This is a genomic window from Sphingomonas populi (genome assembly GCF_004208535.1).
GTDB lineage: Bacteria > Pseudomonadota > Alphaproteobacteria > Sphingomonadales > Sphingomonadaceae > Sphingomonas > Sphingomonas populi.
The window spans coordinates 1-634 of the sequence record NZ_SGIS01000175.1 but is presented as its reverse complement, the minus strand read 5'-3'; the positions used below and the strand labels follow the sequence as shown (position 1 = coordinate 634).

At 56.6% G+C, this 634-nt stretch carries 2 protein-coding genes; one reads left to right on the top strand and one right to left on the bottom strand.

The annotated features are described in order from the left end of the window. The coding region (locus EWE75_RS24815; protein ID WP_427915827.1) for an SWIB/MDM2 domain-containing protein at positions 1-410 on the top strand (410 nt) is incomplete at its 5' end. A 35-nt stretch (positions 411-445) separates the two neighbouring features. Here EWE75_RS24815 and EWE75_RS25435 read toward each other — a convergent pair. Beyond that, positions 446-634: hypothetical protein (locus EWE75_RS25435; RefSeq protein WP_206364892.1), on the bottom strand; the 189-nt coding region annotated here is incomplete at its 5' end.

Below are 634 nucleotides of genomic sequence, written 5' to 3'. Positions count from 1 at the left end.
ACCATCCTAATGGGAAAACCCGAGCCGTCTCGATCGCCATTCCCAGTTGGGAATATAGCTGGAGCCGTTCATGCTTGATCGTGTCGAGAAAGCGTGGCCTGATGACCGGGACCAGAGAACAGGAGACGATTATGGTAGCAAATCCGCAAACGGGTACGAAGGCAGCCACGGGGATTCACGCGCCAGTGAAACCATCGGCCGAACTTGGCGCGATCGTAGGGAGTGAAGCGCTTCCTCGCAGTGAGGTGGTCAGCAAGATTTGGGCTTACATCAAGGCAGAAAAGCTTCAGAACCCCGACAACAAACGTGAGATCGTCGCAGACGAAAAGCTCAGGAAGATCTTCGGTAAAGAGCGGGTGTCGATGTTTGAGATGAACAAACACATTTCGCAACACTTGACCAAGGCGTGATCGACGGCCGTTGATTTCCGTGCACAGCGACGGGATTAGCGCTGGGAAGGGGTGATGAGGTTAGCCGGGGCGCCGCCATTCGTCATGGCCGCCTCGGCCATGGCGGCATCGACGTCATCGTTGGCCTCCTTCATCGTGCGCTCTTGAGCTGCCCTGATTTCAGCATTGTTGCCTGCACTCTCAGCTTGGCGTCCGCACGCCGCTTGCAGCAGCATAGCACTGCC